Annotated in this window: 17 protein-coding genes and 1 tRNA gene; 12 read left to right on the top strand and 6 right to left on the bottom strand. The window is 75.6% G+C overall.

Annotated features, from left to right (window positions below; translation table 11 throughout):
• The 5 genes from hisB to hisA form a co-directional block, all read left to right on the top strand.
• Positions 1–591: imidazoleglycerol-phosphate dehydratase HisB (gene hisB / locus K1J50_RS09125; protein WP_255575115.1), on the top strand; the 591-nt coding region annotated here is incomplete at its 5' end.
• Positions 592–598: 7 nt separating this feature from the next.
• Positions 599–1,036 carry a DUF2628 domain-containing protein gene (locus tag K1J50_RS09120; RefSeq protein WP_220117398.1) on the top strand — a complete coding sequence of 146 codons (438 nt, stop codon included), beginning with the start codon at positions 599–601 and terminating at the stop codon, positions 1,034–1,036.
• Between the two features lie 35 nt (positions 1,037–1,071).
• Complete coding sequence (hisH, locus tag K1J50_RS09115) at positions 1,072–1,728, top strand: imidazole glycerol phosphate synthase subunit HisH (RefSeq protein ID WP_220117397.1); 657 nt, start codon at positions 1,072–1,074, stop codon at positions 1,726–1,728.
• Positions 1,725–2,336 (top strand): GNAT family N-acetyltransferase, encoded by a 612-nt coding sequence (locus tag K1J50_RS09110; protein ID WP_220117396.1) that lies wholly within the window; start codon positions 1,725–1,727, stop codon positions 2,334–2,336. Before hisH ends, K1J50_RS09110 begins: the two co-directional genes overlap by 4 nt.
• On the top strand, positions 2,333–3,073 hold the full coding sequence (gene hisA, locus K1J50_RS09105) for a 1-(5-phosphoribosyl)-5-[(5-phosphoribosylamino)methylideneamino]imidazole-4-carboxamide isomerase (protein WP_220117395.1): 741 nt from the start codon (positions 2,333–2,335) through the stop codon (positions 3,071–3,073). Before K1J50_RS09110 ends, hisA begins: the two co-directional genes overlap by 4 nt.
• Here the strand turns inward: hisA and K1J50_RS09100 are convergent.
• Positions 3,019–3,927, bottom strand: a complete 909-nt coding sequence (locus K1J50_RS09100) for an N-acetylmuramidase family protein (RefSeq protein WP_220117394.1) — start codon at positions 3,925–3,927, stop codon at positions 3,019–3,021. The genes hisA and K1J50_RS09100 overlap by 55 nt on opposite strands.
• Positions 3,928–4,210: 283 nt before the next feature.
• Between K1J50_RS09100 and K1J50_RS09095 the strand changes: the two genes are divergently transcribed.
• A tRNA-Ser gene (locus K1J50_RS09095) sits at positions 4,211–4,301 on the top strand.
• Between the two features lie 456 nt (positions 4,302–4,757).
• Here K1J50_RS09095 and K1J50_RS09090 read toward each other — a convergent pair.
• The 3 genes from K1J50_RS09090 to K1J50_RS09080 all read right to left on the bottom strand — a co-directional run bounded on the left by K1J50_RS09090 (position 4,758) and on the right by K1J50_RS09080 (position 6,609).
• Positions 4,758–4,964: a hypothetical protein gene (locus K1J50_RS09090; protein WP_220117393.1), complete on the bottom strand. Its 207-nt coding sequence runs from the start codon at positions 4,962–4,964 to the stop codon at positions 4,758–4,760.
• A gap of 5 nt (positions 4,965–4,969) precedes the next feature.
• Positions 4,970–5,794, bottom strand: a complete 825-nt coding sequence (locus tag K1J50_RS09085) for a sterol desaturase family protein (protein ID WP_220117392.1) — start codon at positions 5,792–5,794, stop codon at positions 4,970–4,972.
• An 80-nt stretch (positions 5,795–5,874) separates the two neighbouring features.
• Complete coding sequence (locus K1J50_RS09080) at positions 5,875–6,609, bottom strand: GntR family transcriptional regulator (protein WP_220117391.1); 735 nt, start codon at positions 6,607–6,609, stop codon at positions 5,875–5,877.
• Positions 6,610–6,765: 156 nt separating this feature from the next.
• On the opposite strand from K1J50_RS09080, the gene K1J50_RS09075 reads away from it, so the two are divergent.
• From K1J50_RS09075 to K1J50_RS09050, 6 genes are read left to right on the top strand one after another with little or no spacing between them, the layout of a single operon-like run.
• A complete protein-coding gene (locus K1J50_RS09075; protein ID WP_220117390.1) occupies positions 6,766–7,599 on the top strand; it encodes a phytanoyl-CoA dioxygenase family protein in 834 nt (277 codons plus the stop codon).
• 20 nt (positions 7,600–7,619) lie between these two features.
• A complete protein-coding gene (locus K1J50_RS09070) occupies positions 7,620–8,903 on the top strand; it encodes an ABC transporter substrate-binding protein (RefSeq protein WP_220117389.1) in 1,284 nt (427 codons plus the stop codon).
• A 39-nt stretch (positions 8,904–8,942) separates the two neighbouring features.
• Positions 8,943–9,824, top strand: coding sequence for a branched-chain amino acid ABC transporter permease (locus K1J50_RS09065; RefSeq protein ID WP_220117388.1), 882 nt, complete (start codon positions 8,943–8,945; stop codon positions 9,822–9,824).
• Positions 9,821–10,819 carry a branched-chain amino acid ABC transporter permease gene (locus K1J50_RS09060; protein ID WP_220117387.1) on the top strand — a complete coding sequence of 333 codons (999 nt, stop codon included), beginning with the start codon at positions 9,821–9,823 and terminating at the stop codon, positions 10,817–10,819. Before K1J50_RS09065 ends, K1J50_RS09060 begins: the two co-directional genes overlap by 4 nt.
• Entirely contained in the window at positions 10,816–11,592 is a 777-nt protein-coding gene (locus tag K1J50_RS09055; protein WP_220117386.1) for an ABC transporter ATP-binding protein, read from the top strand. The genes K1J50_RS09060 and K1J50_RS09055 overlap by 4 nt, the downstream gene beginning before the upstream one ends.
• 1 nt (position 11,593) lies before the next feature.
• Positions 11,594–12,301 carry an ABC transporter ATP-binding protein gene (locus tag K1J50_RS09050; RefSeq protein ID WP_220117385.1) on the top strand — a complete coding sequence of 236 codons (708 nt, stop codon included), beginning with the start codon at positions 11,594–11,596 and terminating at the stop codon, positions 12,299–12,301.
• A gap of 98 nt (positions 12,302–12,399) precedes the next feature.
• Here the strand turns inward: K1J50_RS09050 and K1J50_RS09045 are convergent, their stop codons facing one another.
• Positions 12,400–12,705, bottom strand: coding sequence for a DUF6166 domain-containing protein (locus K1J50_RS09045; RefSeq protein ID WP_220117384.1), 306 nt, complete (start codon positions 12,703–12,705; stop codon positions 12,400–12,402).
• Positions 12,702–13,880: a Zn-dependent alcohol dehydrogenase gene (locus K1J50_RS09040; RefSeq protein WP_220117383.1), complete on the bottom strand. Its 1,179-nt coding sequence runs from the start codon at positions 13,878–13,880 to the stop codon at positions 12,702–12,704. The genes K1J50_RS09045 and K1J50_RS09040 overlap by 4 nt, the downstream gene beginning before the upstream one ends.
• Positions 13,881–13,973 lie beyond the last annotated feature (93 nt).

Here is a 13,973-nt window from a genome sequence, read left to right as displayed (position 1 = left end):
CGCCGCGCGGAGATCCACCGGGCCACGACCGAGACCGACATCCGCGCCAGCCTCGACCTCGACGGCGCGGGCAGGGCGGAGGTCGCGACCGGCATCGGCTTCCTCGACCACATGCTGGCCGCGCTGGCGCGCCACGCCCTGTTCGACCTCGACGTGCAGGCGCGCGGCGACCTGCACATCGACTTCCACCACACCACCGAGGACGTCGGCATCGTCCTCGGCCAGTGCCTGCGCCGCGCGCTCGGCGAGAAGCGGGGCGTGCGCCGCTACGGCCACGCCCTCGTGCCGATGGACGAGGCACTGGCGGAATGCGCGGTGGACCTCTCGGGCCGCCCCTTCCTCGCCTGGTCGGTGCCGTTCGCGCGCGACAAGGTCGGCGGGATGGACACCGATCTGTTCGAGGAGTTCTTCCGCGCCTTCGCGTTCAACGCCGGCATCACGCTGCATCTCGCGCTGAAGGCGGGCAGCAACGCGCACCACGTCGCGGAGGCCTGCTTCAAGGCCGCGGCGCGGGCGCTGCGCGCGGCCTGCGAGCCCGATCCGCGCGCCGCGGGCGCGATCCCCTCGACCAAGGGCGTGCTGGAGGGCTGAGCCGCGCATGCGTGTCTGGACCGTCCACGCCCCGCCCGGGACGGAGCCCGAGCCGGCCGCGCCGGACCCCGCCGCCGGGGCGGCGGCCGGCGGGGAGCCCGCGCGGCGCCCGCGGGCGCCGGTGCTGCTCCGCGAGGGCTTCTCCTGGGGCGCCTTCCTCTTCGCCGGCCCGTGGCTCCTCTGGCACCGGATGTGGCTCGTCCTCGCGCTCTACCTCGCCACCGCGGCGCTGATCGGCGCGCTGCTGCCGGAAGGGGCGGCGCCCTACGCCGCCCTCGCGCTGCACCTCCTCGTCGGCTTCCACGCGCGCGATCTGCGCCGCTGGACGCTGGAGCGGCACGGCTGGCGCCTCGCCGCGGTCGTCGCCGCGCGCGACGAGGACGCCGCCTGGGCGCGGCTTCTCCGGGCGTGCCCCGACCTGGCCCGGGCCGCCGCCCTCGCGTGAGCCCCGACCGTCCGCGCCGCAGGAGCCCCCCGCCGATGCAGGTCGCCGTCATAGATCCCGGCTCGGGCAACCTCGCCTCGGTCCGCCGCGCGCTCGAGCGCGTCGCGCGCGAGGCGGAGATGGCGCTGCGCGTCCGCGTCACCACCGATCCGGCCGATCTCCGCGCCGCCGACCGCATCATCCTGCCCGGCCAGGGCGCCTTCGCCGCCTGCCGGCGCGGGCTCGACGCGCTGCCCGGCATGGTCGAGGCGCTGGAGGCGCGCGTGCGCGGCCAGGGCGTGCCCTTCCTCGGCATCTGCGTCGGCATGCAGCTGCTGGCCGAGCGCGGGCTGGAGCACGGCGTCTCCTTCGGCCTCGGCTGGATTCCCGGCACGGTCGAGCTCATGGACCCGCGCGGGCCCGACGGCGCGCCGCTGCCGCTGCCGCAGATGGGCTGGAACGCGCTCGACTTCGCGCCGGACCTCGACCATCCGCTGCTCGACGGGATCGCGCCGGGCGATCACGCCTACTTCGTGCACTCCTACGCCTTCCGCGCGCGCGATGCGGAGGACGTGCTGGCGACCACCGACTACGGCGGCCCGGTGGCGGCGATCGTCGGGCGCGCCAACTATGTCGGCACCCAATTCCATGTCGAGAAGAGCCAGGCCGTCGGCCTGCGCCTGCTGACCAACTTCCTGCGCTGGGAGCCATGAGCAGCGACACCGCCGATCCGCCCCCGGCCGCCGCGCCGCGGCAGCACGTGCTCGAGGTCGAGCGCTGCGAGCGGCTGAGCGACGCCGAGCTCGCCGAGCTGTGCGAGGCGACCGACGCCGCGATCATCGAGGGCGGCGGCTTCGGCTGGATCGAGCCGCAGGGCCGCGCCGCGCTCGAGCGCCACTTCCGCGGCGTGCTGCTGGTGCCGGAGCGCGAGCTGTTCATCGCCCGCCTCGACGGCCACGTGGTCGGCTCGGTCCAGCTCGTCCGCCCGCCGCGCAACAACGAGGCGCAGGCCTTCGCGGCGCACCTCACCCACGCCTACCTCGCGCCCTACGCGCGCGGGCACGGCCTCGCGCGCATGATGGTGCGGCGGGTGGAGGAGCGCGCGGCCGCGCTCGGCCATCGCGTGCTCAACCTCGACGTGCGCGAGACCCAGACCACGGCGATCGCGCTGTTCGAATCGCTCGGCTACGTCCGCTGGGGAACGCACCCGGCCTATGCGCGGGTGCGCGGCAGGATCGTGGCCGGGCACTACTACTACAAGCTGCTCGACCCGCCGCGCGGCGGCCGGCGCGCCGCGCGGGCGGCGGAGGCGCCGCCGTGACCCTCACGCTCTATCCCGCGATCGATCTCCGGGCCGGCGCGGTGGTGCGGCTCCGGCGCGGCGAGATGGCCGAGGCCACGGTCTATTCCGCCGATCCGGCGGCGCAGGCGCGCGCCTTCCGCGCCGCGGGCTTCACCTGGCTGCACGTCGTGGACCTCGACGGCGCCTTCGCCGGGCGCCCGGCCAACGCCGCGGCGGTGGAGGCGATCCTCGCCGCCGCCGGCCCCACGCTCGGCGTCCAGCTCGGCGGCGGCATCCGCGACATGGCGACCGCCGAGGCCTGGCTCGCGCGCGGCGTGCGGCGGGTGATCCTCGGCTCCGCCGCGGTCAAGGACCCGGCGTTCGCGCGCGCCGCCTGCCGCGCCTTCCCGGGCCGCGTCGCGCTCGGGATAGACGCGCGCAACGGGCTGGTGGCGACGGAGGGCTGGGCGGAGACCTCCGCCGTCACCGCCCGCGAGCTCGCCCTGCGCTTCGAGGACGCCGGCGCGGCGGCGATCATCTACACCGACATCGAGCGCGACGGGATGCTGGGCGGCGTGAACCTCGACGCCACCGTGGCGCTGGCGCGCGCGGTGCGGACGCCGGTGATCGCCTCGGGCGGCGTCGCCTCGCTCGACGACCTCGCCGCGCTCAAGGCGGTGGCGCATGAGGGCATCGAGGGCGTGATCGTCGGCCGCGCGCTCTACGACGGGCGGATCGATCCCGCGGCCGCGCTCGCCCTGCTCGCCGCGCCGTAGCGGTTCCGCGGCCGGGGCCCAGCCCGCGCGGGAAGCAGCGCGGCCAGGCCGGCCTGGCGCAGCAGGCGCTCGCGCAGCGCGGCGTCCAGCGTCTCGCCCTCGCCCGCGCCCACCGCGCGCCGCCAGGCGCGGATCGCGCGCCGCGTGCCGGGGCCGGGCACCCCGTCCACCCCCCGCGGGTCGAAGCCGCAGTAGAGCAGTGCCGCCTGGGTCTGGCGCAGCGCGAGGTCGGGCACGCCGCGGGCGACGAAGCGCGCATGCGCCTCGCGCAGCCGCTCGTCGTAGCGGCCCTGCGCGAACCCCGCGCCGTTGTAGGCGCGCGCCACCGCGCGCCAGTCGCCGGCGCGCAGCGCGGCGGCGAGATCGTGGCGCCGGAGGAACGCCGCGACCGCGCGGAGCTGCGCGTCCTCGGATTCGCGCATCGCCGCGACCATGGCGGCGGCGGAGGGGTAGCCGAGCTGTTCCGCGTTGAACCCCATCACCTGGCCGAGCCCCCAGGAGCCGCTCCGCAGCGCCGGCTCCGGGCCGCGGCCGTCGCGCGCGCAGAGGGCGAGCGCGCGCGCGAGCCGCCGGTATTGCGCGGCCGCGGGGCCGTGGCCGCCGGGCGTGGGGTGCGAGAGATCGGGCGCCTCCGCGTCGTAGGCGCCGCCGGTCTCGCGCCGGAAGACGTGGCGCTCGAACAGGAGGCGCGGCCGGCGGCGCGCGTCGAAGCCGAAGCCGGCGCTCTCCACCTGGAGCACCGCCCAGAGCCGCGGCGCGTCCGCGGCCGGATCGCCGCCGAGCCCGGCGAGGCCGAGCGCGGTGCGGAAGCCCTGGTCGGTGAGCGGCAGGCCCTTGCCGGCGAAAGGCGTCATGCGGCGTCTCCTCGCTGCGCGGAAGTTGAGAATATTTTCCCAGAGAGCGAGCGAGAACGCAAGCGGAACATGACGCCGCGGCGGGGGCTGCCGGGGCGTCGCGGCGGCGCCACCCGCACGGCGCGGACTGCGGTCTTCGCCTTCCGGACCGCGCTGCGGCGGGCCATGCCGGGACCGGCGACGGACGGGCCGCAGGCGGCGGAGGCGCCGCAGCCGGGAACTCCCGCCCGGCCGCCGGTCTGTTGCCGCCCGGGGGCGCGGCGATTATGGTCCGCAGCCCTTTGGAGGGATGGCCGAGTGGTCTAAGGCGCGCGCCTGGAGAGCGCGTAGGCCCCAAAAGGGCCTCGTGGGTTCGAATCCCACTCCCTCCGCCAGCTCCTCGGGTTTCCCGCCGGTGCCGGCGGCCGTGGGGGCGATCCGGGGACGCGCCCTGCCCCGGCCCCCGGCGGACGATGAAGGCCGGCCCCCTCCCTCTCGCCGCCGAGGCCCGGCCGCGCCTTGCACGCCACGTGTCCCGGCCAAGGGGGCGGACCACAGCGACGTCCGCCGGCACCGCGCCCCTCGCCGCCGGGCAGGACGGGAGCCCGACGCCTCGCGAACCGGCGGCGATCCGGCGCCGGCGCGGCGGGTTCGGCCGGCGGGGCGCGAGCCAGGGCGCCGCGTCCGCGCCCGCCTCCGTCCGCCAGCCGCGGATCAGCGCCGGCCTTCCCTCCGGAGGCCGGCGCCGCCTCGCATTCCGGGGAAGATCCCGAGGCAGGTCGTCCGCTGCGGCCCGGCGCGGTTGGCGCTCGCCCGGCTTCCGGAGCGCCGCTGCCCGCGCCCGGGCGGCTTCAGAGCTCCGCCTTCCAGATCCAGGCGCCGATCCCGGCCGCCACGAGCGCCCCGAGCGCGACCGGCCCCGCGCCGTCGGCGCCGAGGTCGCGCGCGAGCGCGACCCAGAGCGCCATCACCGCCACCGCCACCGCGATCCCGCCGGCGAGCGAGACCCGGGAGGTCTTGATCTCGCCGCGCAGCGGCGACGGCGGACGGGCGTCCATCGCGCTCACTCCGCGGCCGCCGTCCGCGCCACCCGCGGCTCGCCCGCGCGCGGGTCGTCCTTGGTGTGCTTCGCGCGCCGCAGGTCGGGGCGCAGATGGGTCGTGTCGTAGCCGTTGAAGAGGTGCCCAAGCAGGCCGCGCCGCAGGTCGGAGGTGCCGAAGAGCCAGTCCGCGATCGGGTAGGTCAGGTTGAAGTTCCGCTCCATCATGATGGAGGTGTTGTGGTGCGCCGCGTGGTGGCGGCGGATCGTGTTGACCAGCGGGATGTGCCGCACGATCCGGTCGTCCTTCACGTGGCAGCAGTAGTGGAACAGTTCGTAGTTCAGGTAGATCGCGGTGTTGGTGATCAGCAGCAGCCAGCCCGCGTTCGGCAGCCCGGCCCGCATCAGCAGCGCCGCCGGCACCAGCGTCATCGCGATGAAGGTGACGAGCGCGTAGGGCGGGAAGAACACGATCCGGAAGTCGCGACTGTTGTCCACGCTGATCTCGTGCTCGGTGAAGAACTGGTGATGCGCCAGGGTGTGGCGCTTGTAGATGCCCATGAACCCCTTCACCGGGCGGTGCATGATGTACTTGTGGATCCACCACTCGAAGATGTTGGCGGCGAGGAAGGCGACCGGGACGGCCAGCCACTCGTACCAGGCGGGGCTATCGACCTGGCGCGCGAAGTACCAGATCGCCGCAAGCCCGATCGCGTAGATCAGCGCGACATGCGCCCAGCCGCTGTAGAGACGGCCGATCTTGGCGCGGAAGTCGGCGCGGAAGGCGGCCTGGCGCCGCGACATCCTCTCGGCGCGGGACTCGGCCGCGGGGGTGGCGGAGACGGTCATGGGTGCGCCCTCCGGGCGGGTTGCCGTGGCGCTGATATATCAGACCCCGCGGCGCGGGGTCAACGCCGGCGGCGACCGGCTCAGGCGTCCGCGCTCACGGTCGCGCGCGTGAACGCCTCGATGTAGTCGAGCAGCCGGTCCGAGGCGGCGGCAGCGGCGGCCGGGTCGCCGGCGGCGATGCAGCGGGCGAGGTCCGCGTGCACCCGCGCCGCCTCCGCGAGGTCGGCGCTCTGGCGCCAGTGGATGAACCAGAAGCGGCGCGAGAGCCCGTGCATCAGCGTCATCGCGGCGGCGGCGAACTCGTTCCGCGCCGCCTCCAGCACGAGCAGGTTCAGCGCCCGGTCGAGGCGGAGGAAGGCGGTCTCGTCGCCGGTCGCGGCGGCGCGGTCCATGCCCTCGGCGATGGCGGCGAAGCGGGCACGCTGCGCCGGGTCCGCGCGGCGCGCGGCGAGCCGGGCGAGGAGGCGCTCGAGCTCCCGCCGCACCTCGAGCAGGCGCAGCTGCTCGCGCACGTCCACCGCCGCCACCACGATGCCGCGCCGCGGCAGGATGCGCACCAGCCGCTCGCGCGCGAGGCGCTGCAGCGCCTCGCGCACCGGGGTGCGGCCGAAACCGAGGCGGGCGGAGAGCAGCGCCTCGCTCACCACCTCGCCGGGCGGGAGGCGAAGGGTGACGATCTCCTCCTCGAGCGCCTGGTAGGCGCGCTCGGCGAGCGTCTCGTCGGGCGGCGGCGCGGCGCGGCGGCGCGGCTTGTCGCCGGCGGAGGGGCGGCGCGCCGTCGCCCCGGCGCGGCGCGGCGGGGCGGTGTCGGGCATGGCGGGCGGAGCATTTGGCGCGAAGACGGCCGGCGCGCAACCGCGCCCCGCGGGCGGCGACAGGAGGTTGACAGCCCGCCCCCGGCGCGGCCACGCTGCCAGTCCAATGATATGTCACTCGCGTGGCACGGCCCGCGCGGGGAGGGGAGGAATGGCGTGCCCAAGGTGCTGACCGAGGCCGAGGTCGCGGCGTTCTGGCGCGACGGCTTCCACTTCCCGGTGCGCGTCCTCGCGCCCGCGGAGGCGCGCGCGATGCGCGCCCGCCTCGAGGCCTACGAGCGGGCGGCGGGCGGCCCGATCGCCTCCAACATGCGCCACAAGGTGCACCTGCTCTTCACCTGGGCGGCCGAGCTGATCCGCCACCCGCGCCTCCTCGACGCGGTCGAGGACCTGATCGGCCCCGACATCCTCTGCTGGACGACCAACTTCTTCATCAAGGAGCCGCACAGCCCGGCCTACGTCTCCTGGCACCAGGACGCGACCTACTGGGGCCTCGATCCCGACGACGTGATCACCGCCTGGGTCGCGATCTCCGACGCGCCGGTCGAGTCGGGCGCGATGGAGTTCCTCCCCGGCTCGCACCGCATGGGCCAGTTGCCGCACGCCGACACCTTCCACGAGCACAACCTGCTCTCCCGCGGCCAGGAGATCGCGGTGGAGGTGGACACGGAGAAGGCGGTGGCGGTGCCGCTCGCCGCCGGGGAGATGTCGCTGCACCACGTCAAGCTCGCCCACGCGAGCGGGCCGAACCGGACCGGCGACCGGCGCATCGGCCTCGCCATCCGCTACATCCCGCCGCACGTGCGCCAGCTCAAGGTGCGCGACAGCGCGACGCTGGTGCGCGGCCGCGACACCGGCGGCCACTACGCGCTCGAGCCCGCGCCGCGCGCCGACCTCGACGAGGCGGCGCTCGCCGCGCACCGCGACGCCATGGCGCGGCAGGTCGCGGCGCTCTACGCCGGTACCGGCAAGACGGAATTCCGCCCCTGAGCGGATCGGGAGGAAACGGGATGCGCACCACACGACGAGAGCTCCTCGCCGGCGCCGCGGCGGCGGCCGCGCCGCTCGGCGCCGCGCTGCCGCTGCCGGCCTACGCCCAGGCGCGGCCGCTCCGGGTCGGCATCCTCGCGCCGCGCGCCGGCGTGGCGGGCACGGTGGGCGAGGTCGGCCTCAAGGGCGTCGAGTTCGCGGTCGAGAAGCTCAACGCCGCGGGCGGCGTCGCCGGGCGGCGCGTCGAGCTGGTGATCGAGGAGGAGACCAACCCGCGCGAGACGGTGGAGCGCGCGCGCCGCCTCGCGCTGCAGGAGCGGGTTGACGTGATCCAGGGCGTCGTCTCCTCCGGCGTCTCCCTCGCGCTCGGCCCGGCGCTCGAGGAATCGCGCATCCTCACCGTGTTCTGGGACGGCACCACCCAGGACGGCGTGAACGAGACGATGCCGCGCCCGCGCTGGGTGTTCCGCAGCACCGACAACGAGTGCGAGGCGGTGATGGGCTCGCTCATGGCCATCAAGCACTTCCGCGGGCAATTCCTGACGGTCGCCGGCATCAACCCGGACTACTCCTACGGCCGCAACAACTGGGCCGCCTTCCTCGCCCTCCTCCGGCGCTTCAACATCGAGCACCGGGTGGTGACGGAGCAGTGGCCGCGCGTCGGCGGCATGGACCTCACCGCGAACGTCGCGGCGCTGAAGGCGGCGAATCCGGACCTGGTCTTCTCCTCGCTGCTGTTCGCCGACCTGCCCGTGTTCATGCGCCAGGCGCACGCCGCGGGCCTGCTCGAGGGGCGGAAGTGGGTGTTCCCGGCGGCCGGCTTCCAGCACACGGCGCTGAAGAAGGAGTTCACCCCGCCCGGCATGGTCTTCGGCCACAACACGCTCTACTTCGCCGACCCGCAGGCGACGCCGCTCGCGCGCGAGTTCGTGCAGTGGTACCACGAGCGCACGCGCGACTGGCCGCACTGGGAGGCCGACCGCGCCTTCTTCGCCATGGAGGTCTGGCGCCGCGGCGTCGAGAAGGCGGTGCAGGCCAAGGGCGGCGGCGCCTGGCCGAGCAACGCCGAGATCGCCGAGGCGATCCGCGGCATCGAGGTGGTCTCGCTCGGCGGCCCCGGGCGCATGCGCCCCGACGGCGTCGCGGAGCAGACCTTCATCCAGGGCCTGACCGTCCACGACCCGCGCTACGACTTCCCGATCCTCGGTCCGGACCGGATCACGCGGATGGACGGAAGGCAGCTCCAGAAGGGCCCGGGCCAGGACTTCTGGCGCTGGATCGCCGAGGCGCGGTTCGACCTCTAGCCGCCCGCGGGCAGGGCAACGGCGGAACAGGGAGCGGGCATGGCGGCGCTGATCGAGGTGCTGGCGGCGGGGCTGTTCCACGCCGCGGTGCTGTTCCTGGTGGCGGCCGGGCTGCAGCTCGTCTTCGGGGTGCAGCGCATCCTCAACCTCGCCTGCGGCTCCTTCTACGCGCTCGGCGCCTATCTCGGCGTCACCGCGGGCGGCCTCGCGCTCGGCGCCGGCCTCTCGCCGCTGCTCGCCCTGCCCCTGCTCGTCCTTGCCGGCGCCGCGGTCGCGGCGCTCGGCCCGCCGGTCGAGCGCCTGCTCCGGCTGGTCTACGACCGCGACGAGAGCTTCCAGCTCCTGCTCACCTTCGCCCTGGTGCTGATGTTCCAGGACCTGATCCGCATGGGCTGGGGCAGCCAGCCGCAGCAGGTGGAGGGCGTCTATCTCGCCTACGGCCAGGTGCAGCTCGGCGCCGCGCGCATCCCGGTCTGGAACCTGCTCGTCCTCGCCGCGGCGATCGCGATCGCCGGCGGCCTCGGGCTCTTCCTCCAGCGGACCGATTTCGGCCGCATCCTGCGCGCCACCGCGGAGAACCGCCGCATGGCCGCCTCGCTCGGCGTGGACACCGGCCGCGTCTATGCCGCGGTCTTCACGCTCGGCACGGCGCTCGGCGGGATCGGCGGCGCGCTGGTCGTCCCGGCCGCCGCCGCGGTGCCGGAGAAGGCGGTGGAGCTGGTGGTGGAGGCCTTCGCCGTCGTCGTCATCGGCGGCCTCGGCTCGATGCCGGGCGCGCTCGCCGGCGCGGCGATCGTCGGCCTGCTGCGCGCGGGTGCGCTGCTCGTCTGGCCGGAGCTCGAGCTGCTCGCGGTCTATGCCGTGGTGGTCGCGGTGCTGCTGCTCCGCCCCGCCGGGCTGTTCGGGAGGCCGGCGGCGTGAGGGGCGGCGCGCTCCTCGCCGCCCTCGCGGCCGTCGCCGCCCTCGCCGCGGCGCCGCCGCTGCTCGGCGAGTACCGCACGACGCTGCTGCTGCCGGTGTTCGGCTACGGCGTGGCGCTGCTCGGGCTGAACCTGCTGTTCGGCTACGGCGGGCTCGTCTCCTTCGGCCACGCGATGTTCGTCGCCGCCGGCGCCTACGCCGCGGCGGTCGTCACCGGCGTCTGGCGGATCGAGAGCTTCGAGGCGGTGCTGCTCGCCGCCGCCGCCGCGGGGCTCGCGCTCGCGCTGCCGGTCGGCGCGCTCTGCGCGCGCTACACCAAGATCTTCTTCGGCATGCTGACCCTCGCCTTCGGCATGCTCTTCCACTCCTTCCTGTTCAAGTTCTACGGGCTCACCGGCGGCGACCAGGGCATGCGCGTGCGCCGGCCGACGCTGCTCGGCCTCGAATTCGAGGAGCTCGACAAGACCGCCTTCCTCGTCGGCCCCTACTACTGGTACTGCCTCGCGGTTGCCGCGCTGCTCGCCCTCCTGATGTGGCGCATCGTCCGCTCGCCCTTCGGCCTGGCGCTGCGCGCCCAGCGCGACAACCCGCGCAAGGCCGAGTATCTCGGCGTCGAGGTCCGCCGCACCCGCTTCGTCGCCTTCCTCGTCTCCGCCGCCTTCGGCGCGGTCGGCGGGGCGATGCTCGCGGTGCCGACCGGCCTCGCCGACCCGGAGCTCGCCTACTGGACGCATTCCGGCACGCTCGTCTTCATGACGCTGCTCGGCGGCTTCGCGCACTTCGCCGGGCCGCTGCTCGGCGCGCTCGCCTACGTGCTGCTGCAGGACTGGCTGATGTCGCTGACGCCCTACTGGCGCCTGCTGCTCGGCGCCGTGCTGGCGCTCATCGTGCTCGCCTGCCCGCAGGGGCTGATGGGCCTGCCGGCGCTGCTCCGCGCCCGCCTCGCCGCGCGGCGCCGCCGCGCCGCCGCCCCGCACCCGGCCCCCGCCGAATGAGCCCGCCGCTGCTCGAGACCTACCGGGTCGGCCGCCGCTACGGCGACTTCGTCGCGCTGCGCGACGTGACGCTGCGCGTCCATCCGGGCGAGACGGTCGCGATCGTCGGCCCGAACGGCGCCGGCAAGACCACGCTGGTGAACGTCCTCACCGGCCTGCTGCGGCCCTCGGAGGGCTGGGTCCGCTTCCTCGGCTCCGACATCGCCGGCGCCGGGCCGGTGCGGCTCGCCCAGCTCGGCATGGCGCGGGCCTTCCAGCTCGTGCAGGTCTTCCCCGAGCTCACGGCGGCGGAGACGATCGCCGTCGGCGCGCTCGCGCAGGCGGGGCGCGGGCGGCGCATGCTCGCCTCGCTCGGCGCCGATCGCGCGCTGCGCGCCCGGGTCGAGGAGGTCGCCGCCGTCTTCGGCCTCGGCCCCGTCCTGCACCGCCCGGCGCGCGAGCTCTCGCAGGGGCAGAAGAAGCTGCTCGACGTCGCCTCCGCCTTCGCCCTCCGCCCGACCGTGATCCTGCTGGACGAGCCGACCAGCGGCGTGGCCACGGCCGACAAGCACGGCATCATGGCGACGCTGACGGAGGCCGCGCGCCGCGCCGGCGTGCAGGCGCTGCTCCTGGTCGAGCACGACATAGACCTGGTCGAGACCTACGCGACGCGCGTGGTCGGCCTGCGCGGCGGCGAGGTGCTGGCGGACCTGCCCGTGCGCGCCTTCTTCGCCGACGAGGAGGTCACCGCCGCCCTGGTCGGCCGCCGCCCGGCCAGGGGAGCGCAGGGCTGAGATGCTGGAGATCCGCGACCTCCGCGTGGACATCGCGGGCAGCCCGATCCTCCGCGGCGTCTCGCTCGCGGTCGGCGCCGGCGAGCTGGTCTGCCTGCTCGGGCGCAACGGCGCGGGCAAGACGACGACGCTGAACGCGGTGATGGGCCACCGCCGCGCGGCGGGCGGCGCGATCCGCTTCCGCGGCCGCGATCTGCTCGGCCTGCCGCCGCACCGCATCGCCCGCCTCGGCATCGGCTTCTCGCCCGAGGAGTCGGAGGTCTTCGCCGAGCTGACGGTCGCGGAGAACGTGGCGCTCCCGACCTGGACCCGCCCCGAGGGGCGCCCGGCGGAGGCGCGCATCGCCCACGCCTACGCCGTCTTCCCGAAGCTCCGCCAGTACCTCGCGCGCGGCGGCGCGCAGCTCTCGGGCGGGGAGCGCAAGATGGTCTCGATCGCGCGCGCCCTCGCCCTCGACCCGGAGCTGCTGCTCCTCGACGAGCCCTTCGAGGGCCTCTCGCCGCTGGTGATCCCGGAGATCGCGCGCGGCATCGGCGCGATCCGCGCCGAGGGCCGCGCCGTGCTGATCGCCGAGAGCAACCTGCATCACGTGCCGGAGGAGGTGGACCGCGTCCACGTCATCGAGCGCGGCGAGATCGTCTTCGGCGGCACGCTCGCGGCGCTGCGCGCCGACCCCGCGGCGATGGCGATCGTCGCGGCCGCCGCCTAGGGCCGTTCCCGCCCGGCCGTTCCCGCCGCGACGGCTCCGGCCCGTTGCTTGCCGGGCCGGTTCGCGCTCCCCGCCGTCCCCGCCCGTCCGCGATCGCCCTAGCGCGCGGCCGCGCCGAGGCGCGCCAGGGCCTCGTCGATGTCCGCGCTGGTCAGCTCCCAGCCGTTGTCGAGCTCGGCCACCACCTCGCGCATGAAGGCCTCGGTCAGCGCGAGGGCGCGCTGCTCGTCGCCGAGATGGTCGCAGAGGATCGCGAGGGCGAGCTGGCGCGGCCCGTCGCCCACATAGGTCCATTCGAAGCCGGCCGGCGAGAAGCGCCTGACGTCGAAGCGCGGATCGAGCGGCGCGCCGTTCACCGTCACCTGCGCGCCGGCCAGGCCGCGGCCCCCCTCATAGACCTTCATCCTGCCTCCCTCCCTCGGTCGAACACCACGACGGAGCGGATCGCCGCGCCGCGCTTCAGCGCCGCGAAGCCCTCGTTGATCTCCTCGAGCCGGATGCGCGCCGTGACCAGCGCGTCGAGCTTCAGCGCGCCGTCGAGATAGGCGCGCGCCAGCGCCGGGAAGTCCTGCTGCGGGCGCGCCCCGCCGTAGCTCGAGCGGGTGATCCGCTTCTCCTGCATCAGCGCCCCCCAGCGGAAGGCGACCTCCTCGTTCACGCCGACCTTGCCGAGCCAGACCACCTGGCCGCCCGGCCGCACGCACTCGACCGAGGCGCGGAAGGCGGCCGGCACGCCGGCGGCCTCGATCACCACGTCCGCCCCGCGCCCCTCGGTCAGCGCCCTGGCGAGCGCCGCCGGGTCCTGCGCGGCCGGGTCGCAGAGGTCGGTCGCCCCCATCTCGGCCGCCAGCGCGCGCCGCTGCGGGTTCGGGTCCACGGCGATGACCCGCGCCGCGCCCGCGAGCCGCGCGCCCTGCACCGCGGCGAGGCCGACCGCGCCGGCGCCGATCACCATGCAGGCCGCGCCCCAGCGGAGATCGGCGATGCGCGTCGCCGCGCCGAACCCGGTCATCACCGCGCAGCCGAGCAGGCAGGCGCGGTCGAGCGGCATCCCGGGCGGCACCTTGACCGCGCAATGCGCGGGCACGATGCAGTACTCGGCGAAGCTGCCGAGGTACATGAGCTGGTGCAGCACCGCGCCGTCGTCGCAGGCGAGCCGCGGCCGGCCGTCGAAGTGCAGCGCCTTCGGTCCGTTGGCGAGGTACTGCGCGCAGAGGATCGGCTGCGCGCGCGCGCACCAGAAGCAATGCCCGCAGTGCGGGTTCCAGGAGAGCACCACGGGGTCGCCGACCGCGAGCCCCTCCACGCCCTCGCCGAGCGCCGCGACGGTGCCCGCCGCCTCGTGGCCGAGCACGGCGGGCAGGCGCACCGGGAGCTGGCCCTCGATCGCCTCGAGGTCGGTGTGGCAGAGGCTCGCGGCGCGGATGCGCACGAGCACGTCGCCCGGCATCAGGGGGCCGACCGCGATCTCCTCGATGCGCAGGGGCCGGCCGATCTCGCGCAGCACGGCGGCGCGCGCGCGCCAGCGCCGCTGCGCGCCGCCGGGCCGGGCCGGCTCGGCTTCGCTCGCGTTCGGCATCCTCGTCCTCCCCGGGCTCGCGACGGCAGTCTAGCGGCGGCGGGCGGGACTGGTCCACGTCTGATATGTCAGCGCGGCCGGCGCGCGGGGCCG

This window comes from Caldovatus aquaticus (assembly GCF_019458025.1).
In the GTDB taxonomy this organism is placed as follows: domain Bacteria; phylum Pseudomonadota; class Alphaproteobacteria; order Acetobacterales; family Acetobacteraceae; genus Caldovatus; species Caldovatus aquaticus.
Note: the sequence above shows the minus strand (reverse complement) of the source record. Positions and strands in the feature narration are given on the sequence as shown.

What these genes read in the sequence shown, in the direction of transcription:
- K1J50_RS09120 (WP_220117398.1), top strand. Translation starts at nt 599, where the DNA reads ATGCGTGTCTGGACCGTCCACGCCCCGCCCGGGACGGAGCCCGAGCCG.
- hisH (WP_220117397.1), top strand. Translation starts at nt 1,072, where the DNA reads ATGCAGGTCGCCGTCATAGATCCCGGCTCGGGCAACCTCGCCTCGGTC.
- K1J50_RS09110 (WP_220117396.1), top strand. Translation starts at nt 1,725, where the DNA reads ATGAGCAGCGACACCGCCGATCCGCCCCCGGCCGCCGCGCCGCGGCAG.
- K1J50_RS09100 (WP_220117394.1), bottom strand. Translation starts at nt 3,927, where the DNA reads ATGACGCCTTTCGCCGGCAAGGGCCTGCCGCTCACCGACCAGGGCTTC.
- K1J50_RS09090 (WP_220117393.1), bottom strand. Translation starts at nt 4,964, where the DNA reads ATGGACGCCCGTCCGCCGTCGCCGCTGCGCGGCGAGATCAAGACCTCC.
- K1J50_RS09085 (WP_220117392.1), bottom strand. Translation starts at nt 5,794, where the DNA reads ATGACCGTCTCCGCCACCCCCGCGGCCGAGTCCCGCGCCGAGAGGATG.
- K1J50_RS09080 (WP_220117391.1), bottom strand. Translation starts at nt 6,609, where the DNA reads ATGCCCGACACCGCCCCGCCGCGCCGCGCCGGGGCGACGGCGCGCCGC.
- K1J50_RS09070 (WP_220117389.1), top strand. Translation starts at nt 7,620, where the DNA reads ATGCGCACCACACGACGAGAGCTCCTCGCCGGCGCCGCGGCGGCGGCC.
- K1J50_RS09065 (WP_220117388.1), top strand. Translation starts at nt 8,943, where the DNA reads ATGGCGGCGCTGATCGAGGTGCTGGCGGCGGGGCTGTTCCACGCCGCG.
- K1J50_RS09055 (WP_220117386.1), top strand. Translation starts at nt 10,816, where the DNA reads ATGAGCCCGCCGCTGCTCGAGACCTACCGGGTCGGCCGCCGCTACGGC.
- K1J50_RS09050 (WP_220117385.1), top strand. Translation starts at nt 11,594, where the DNA reads ATGCTGGAGATCCGCGACCTCCGCGTGGACATCGCGGGCAGCCCGATC.
- K1J50_RS09045 (WP_220117384.1), bottom strand. Translation starts at nt 12,705, where the DNA reads ATGAAGGTCTATGAGGGGGGCCGCGGCCTGGCCGGCGCGCAGGTGACG.
- K1J50_RS09040 (WP_220117383.1), bottom strand. Translation starts at nt 13,880, where the DNA reads ATGCCGAACGCGAGCGAAGCCGAGCCGGCCCGGCCCGGCGGCGCGCAG.